This is a genomic window from Pseudomonas sp. P5_A2_2, assembly GCF_054177685.1.
The window spans coordinates 1-5,125 of sequence record NZ_JBGCUL010000289.1 but is presented as its reverse complement, the minus strand read 5'-3'; the positions used below and the strand labels follow the sequence as shown (position 1 = coordinate 5,125).

The 5,125-nt window shown below is 55.8% G+C and carries 7 protein-coding genes; 3 read left to right on the top strand and 4 right to left on the bottom strand.

Annotated features, from left to right (window positions below; translation table 11 throughout):
* The 3 genes from ACXRVY_RS16575 to ACXRVY_RS16565 form a co-directional block, all read left to right on the top strand.
* Positions 1–256, top strand: a 256-nt coding sequence (locus ACXRVY_RS16575; protein ID WP_458237783.1) for an aminotransferase class III-fold pyridoxal phosphate-dependent enzyme, incomplete at its 5' end; no start/stop codon positions are given.
* 93 nt (positions 257–349) lie between these two features.
* Positions 350–1,006, top strand: coding sequence for an HAD family hydrolase (locus tag ACXRVY_RS16570; protein WP_458237782.1), 657 nt, complete (start codon positions 350–352; stop codon positions 1,004–1,006).
* A 47-nt stretch (positions 1,007–1,053) separates the two neighbouring features.
* Positions 1,054–1,545: an Lrp/AsnC family transcriptional regulator gene (locus tag ACXRVY_RS16565; RefSeq protein ID WP_108219348.1), complete on the top strand. Its 492-nt coding sequence runs from the start codon at positions 1,054–1,056 to the stop codon at positions 1,543–1,545.
* Between the two features lie 18 nt (positions 1,546–1,563).
* Here ACXRVY_RS16565 and ACXRVY_RS16560 read toward each other — a convergent pair whose 3' ends face one another.
* The 4 genes from ACXRVY_RS16560 to ACXRVY_RS16545 all read right to left on the bottom strand — a co-directional run bounded on the left by ACXRVY_RS16560 (position 1,564) and on the right by ACXRVY_RS16545 (position 5,088).
* The gene (locus ACXRVY_RS16560; protein WP_457266034.1) at positions 1,564–2,757 is read right to left on the bottom strand and encodes an MFS transporter; all 1,194 of its coding nucleotides are present in this window, start codon (positions 2,755–2,757) and stop codon (positions 1,564–1,566) included.
* Between the two features lie 127 nt (positions 2,758–2,884).
* On the bottom strand, positions 2,885–3,427 hold the full coding sequence (locus tag ACXRVY_RS16555; RefSeq protein WP_223458994.1) for a histidine phosphatase family protein: 543 nt from the start codon (positions 3,425–3,427) through the stop codon (positions 2,885–2,887).
* Between the two features lie 170 nt (positions 3,428–3,597).
* Positions 3,598–4,665 (bottom strand): SDR family oxidoreductase, encoded by a 1,068-nt coding sequence (locus ACXRVY_RS16550; RefSeq protein WP_457266035.1) that lies wholly within the window; start codon positions 4,663–4,665, stop codon positions 3,598–3,600.
* Positions 4,666–4,668: 3 nt separating this feature from the next.
* Positions 4,669–5,088: an ester cyclase gene (locus ACXRVY_RS16545; RefSeq protein ID WP_457266036.1), complete on the bottom strand. Its 420-nt coding sequence runs from the start codon at positions 5,086–5,088 to the stop codon at positions 4,669–4,671.
* Positions 5,089–5,125 lie beyond the last annotated feature (37 nt).

The following is a 5,125-nucleotide window of genomic DNA, read 5'->3' as shown; positions in this document are numbered from 1 at the left end:
CCCTCGTATTGGTGACGTGCGCGGCACCGGCTTCATGCTGGCAATCGAATTGATCAAAGACGATGAGGCCCGCAGCCCCGATGCAGAACTCACCCAACAACTGATCGATCAGGCCAGGGTTGGTGGGCTGTTGGTGATCAAATGCGGGGTGTACCGAAATGTGCTGCGCTTCCTGGCTCCTCTGGTAACCGAAGAAAATCAGATCGACGAAGCGCTGACAATTCTTGAAGCGGCATTATTACGAGTGTTGGATTAATCTCAGGTCTCGGTTGGCGCAATGTAGCAATGCGCCGACCGAGGGCATTTAGCGCACATGGATTGATGAATGCATCATGGGAGGCTACACACCATGTACCTGACTGATTATCGTGCACTGCTGATCGATTGCGACGAAGTCCTGGTCGATCGGGATTCCGGTATCTGGACGGCCCTGCAACCCTTGCTCGAAGACCATCCGGGCATGCCAGGCAGGGAAGAGGTATTGGCTGATTTTGACGAGGCGGTGCGCACGCTCTACCCACGTTTTTCCGAACTGGGTTTCAGTGGCTTATTGTGCTTTGCTCATCGTCAGCTGGCAGAGCGTTTTGGGCTCAAGGCCAGTTGGGAAGAGGGCATGAGTTTCGCCCGTTCGGCATGCAACTGGTCACTGTTCGAGGACGCGCCCGGTGCCATGTTGTATCTGCGCAAATTCTATCGGCTGCTGGTGTACTGCGATCGAGATGCCGAGGATCGCGAACAGCTCTGCGAGCGTTTGGGGATTGTGCCCGAAGACCTGCATTCCCGAGCCAGTAATCCATTGGAGGACAGCGAGTGGTTGCTGGCCAACAACCTGGAGCYCAAAAATATTCTGCAGATTTCCAGACCTCCTGCGCAGCCGCCAAAATCGGCTGGATTGTGCCTGATCCGCCGTGGCCATGAGAATTATACTCAGGAAAATTCCGCAGATTTTTACATCACTAGCATGGCTGACCTGGTCGCTCAGCATCAGCTATCTTTGCGACGTTGAGTTTGCTAAAACCACTGTCTATCTGAACGGCAATCAAGAGGTACCCGATGGAAGGTTTAATCAAACTAGACCGAATTGATATCAGTATCCTGGTTGAACTTCAAAAAGAYGGTCGAATGACCAACGTCAGTCTGGCCGATGCGGTGGGCCTGTCATCCAGTCCATGCTTGCAGCGGGTCAAACGGCTTGAGTCGGCCGGCTATATTTCCGGGTATAGAGCTCATCTAAACCTTGCCAAGATCACCGACTCGGTCACGGTATTTACTGAGATCACGCTCAGCGACCATAAACGAGAGGACTTCGCCAAGTTCGAGTCCAATATTCGTTTGGTCGATGAGGTACTGGAGTGCCATTTAGTCAGCGGCGGTTACGATTACCTGGTGCGTTTCATGACCTGCAGCATTCAGCATTATCAGGAAGTGATCGAAGGGCTGCTGGACAAGAATATCGGTATCTCCAAGTACTTCAGTTACATCGTCATTAAATCCCCAGTACTCAAAGATGGGGTCCCGCTTCGTAGGCTATTGCGCCACCATTAAATGGTTCGCCGACGGCACCTAGCTTGTGCGTTCCTGGATTGAACGCCAGACGCGATGCTCGCTCAATATCAACGTCGCTATGGCAACCAGCACAGGTACAAAGGCAAGCCCACAGATAACGGTCCAACCGTATCGATTCAATATACCTCCCGATGCAAACGAGCCGAGCACCACGGCGCCAAAGACAATGAAATCATTGAGCGCCTGGACACTGTTTCTTTCGCTTGTTTTATGACACTGAAGGACGAGCGCAGAGGCGCCGACAAAACCGAAATTCCAACCAATACCTAGAAGCACCAAACACAGATAAAAGTGGTAGGACTGCACACCGGCAAGCCCGACAGCAATAGAAGCGCCGGTTAACATCAACCCCATCAGCACAACGCGGTTTGCCCCAAAACGGCGGATCAGATTTCCAGTGAAAAAACTGGGTGCGTACATTGCAATGACATGCCACTGCAATGCCAGATTCGATGATTCCAGTGAAAGATCCTCATGCTTCATTGCCAGTGGGGCCGAAGTCATCAGGAAATTCATCAAGGTGTAAGTTATGACGCCATAGAGCATGGCGTTGATGAGTCGAGGCTGCCGAACAATCGCCGCAAGCGGGCGACCTGGAGTACGCACAGCCGCCTCATGGCGTGGCAAATCGACACCTGACAGCACCGCCGCCGAAACCACTGCCATTAATGCGGCTGCAACATAAGTAGCGATAAACAGGTGGGACTCCCATAGGTCCATCGTATAGGTGACCGTCTGCGGACCTAGTACACCCGCCACTAGGCCGGCAGCCATGACGATTGAAAGCGCCCAGGGCTGCCTGTTTTCTGGAACGCATTCTGCGGCGGCGAAACGAAACGTCAGCACCACAGCGGCATAAGCGCCACCAAACAGCATCGCAGCGCAGAAAATGAAGAAGGAAGACAAGTAAATGCCAGTCGCAGCCAGCACTCCCATCAGGATGCCGCACAACGCTCCCAGCATAAATACGAGACTGCGCCCATAGCGCTGCGCAATGGCGCCGGCAGGTAGCGTGCAGCTCGCCATGCCCACGACAAAAATGGAGATAGGCAGCGTCGCCAATGCTTTATCCGGTGCAAGCATGTCTCCCACGATAGCACCGGTTGCATAGACGATGACTGAGTTACCACCCGCCAATGCCTGGGCGGTTGCCAGGCGAAAAATGTTGCTGTTCCCGGATGTGGCTGACACGACTTCTCTCCCATGAATGAATCGTCCCTTAATGCAGCTGCCGCTGCATCGCCAAGACGGTTTACCCGGATGACGATGAACGCAGTGCTGCATTTGACAGGCATCTCTGCCGACCCGTTAGCGCCTCTTACACACCGCCGTACTGATACACGGTCGCACTCCAATACTGGTTGCCGTTACCTTTTTGGCGAGCCCATCCGTCGGCAACCAATTGATTGGCGATCATTCGATTCATAAAGCCATGACCGAGCAGCAGAACCGGTCCATCGCTGGCAAGGGACTGCAATCGTTTGGCTGCCACGCTGGCGCGCATCCTCGCAGTGCCGGCGGATTCGACGTTGCGTGAGTAACCGCACAGCCATAAGACTCGAAGGATAAATGCCCAGGTAAACGGCGATAGTCGTGGCCGTTTCCAATGACCACAAGGCAGTTGTGCTTCGCAGAAAAGTGCGTCGACCAGCGCAGGCTTCAGGCCGAGCGCCTGGACGGAGGTCAGCGCACGAGGCGCGCTGCTTGAAACAATCACCGTGGCGGTTGCGGCGAGTTGCAGACTGGCATGCGGGACCGGGTGCTGGGTAATTTCGGATCGGTCGTATTGCTCGATCCAGTCTTTCATCTCGAGCGCTGAGATCCTGTCGGTTGCGGCCAGTTGTGGCTGGCCGTGACGCATCAGGATGATTTCCCTGTTCACAAATTGACGTCCTTGTTCTGGTGTGTGGTAAATGACCAGCAAGTGCGGTTTCGGGAACTCAAGGTACGCCTCCCGTACCCGCATAAAACCGCACAATGAGGCTCGAGATTATCGGCTTTTGGACTGGACGGTAATCCCGTCTGCGAAAGTCAGTTGTCGACCATGACCGATGAGCTTTTTTTCTTCGAGGCGCGCGCACTGTGGTTTTCAAACCAGCCGTGATCACGGTACCACGCCACGGTGTCAGTGATTGTCAGCTCCAGTGGCCGGAAACTCATGCCAAGCTCCTGCTCGCTCTTGCGGTGGTTGAAGCAGGTGCGGTCCTCCTCTCGTATCAACAGGCGCAACGTAGCCATGCTTAGCAGAATGGGCTTGCCGGTCAGGCGCGCATAGATCTCCTGCACAGCCGCCAAGGTGTAAAGAAGGGGGAGCGGTAGTTGTCGAACGGGTGTCTTTACGCCCGCGATACGTCCTAGAACAGGTACCAGCTGACCCATCGTCATATGCCGGCCCGCCGCGAGATAGCGCTCACCTCGTCGGCCCTGTCTGGCGGCAGCAATCAGCGCCCCTGCCACATCACGGGCATCGACAACGGAGAAGCTGCCAGGGATCAGCCCGGGCAACTTGCCGTTCACGACATCGTTGACCAACTGTCCCGAGGAGGTCGGGCCAATGTCGGCAGGGCCCCACATCCAACCGGGCAGGACCATGCAGGCATGCATCTCGGGATGTGCTTCCAGGAACGACAGGACGACACGGTCGGCGAGGATCTTGCTGCGGTAGTAGTCATCCGCGTCGGCGTCGGCCCGCAGACATGTCTCATCGATGGACGAGCCAGGTGCGCCGTCGAGCACGGCAATGGACGACGTATGGACGAACCGTCGTATACCGGCGCGGTAGGCCTGGTCAAGCAGGCGCCGCGTACCAGACACATTGATCTTTTCGAGTTCTTTCCAGTGGCTGCCACCCTTGTAGTTGTCGCGAAAGAACGCCGCGGTGTGAAACACCGTATCGCAGCCTTGCAGCGATGCCGCGAATGCGTCGACATCGGCCATGTCACCCACGACCAGCTCCACCCCCGGCAGATTGTTGAATTGCTGTTCACCTTTGGCTCTTGAGCGGACCAGGCCTTTGACCGCGTAGCCACGAGCGACCAACTCACGCACCAGGTTGTTGCCCAGCAAGCCGGTTGCTCCAGTAACAAATGCGCTACGCATGGCTCAACCCTCACCCTGTTCGGCTGACGGCATCAACACCGCACTGTCGAAGAAGACCTCTTCACGGATGGCCAACCCGTTTCTGAAGGTGAAGTGTGCGGCGTAGTGCACGGTAATATGGCGTCCATGGGGTGCGATCACCCGGCCTGGCAGCACCAAGGGTGCGGCGAAGGTGCCGGTCAGTTTGGCAGTCAGCGCCAAAAGATTGCCAGCGACCATGAATGGGGTGAAGGTCACGTGGGCATCGGGGAACGCTTCGAACAGCGCAGTCTCTCGTTTGCTCATGGCGTCGCGACCGGTTTGAATCCCCATACCGTCGAGGTAGATGAAGTCTTCGCAAACCAACGCAAGCATCGCCTCCACATCACGGCGATTGAAGGCTCTTGAGGCGCGTTCCGCGTAGTCGTTGGGGCCAGTAGTCATTACAGTCCATTCCATTCGTGTCGAGGGTCTGTAGATA

Bases quoted from the DNA above. Each gene is read 5' to 3' on its own strand.
- ACXRVY_RS16555 (WP_223458994.1), bottom strand. From the start codon at position 3,427: ATGCGTCACGGCCAGCCACAACTGGCCGCAACCGACAGGATCTCAGCG.
- ACXRVY_RS16550 (WP_457266035.1), bottom strand. From the start codon at position 4,665: ATGCGTAGCGCATTTGTTACTGGAGCAACCGGCTTGCTGGGCAACAAC.
- ACXRVY_RS16545 (WP_457266036.1), bottom strand. From the start codon at position 5,088: ATGACTACTGGCCCCAACGACTACGCGGAACGCGCCTCAAGAGCCTTC.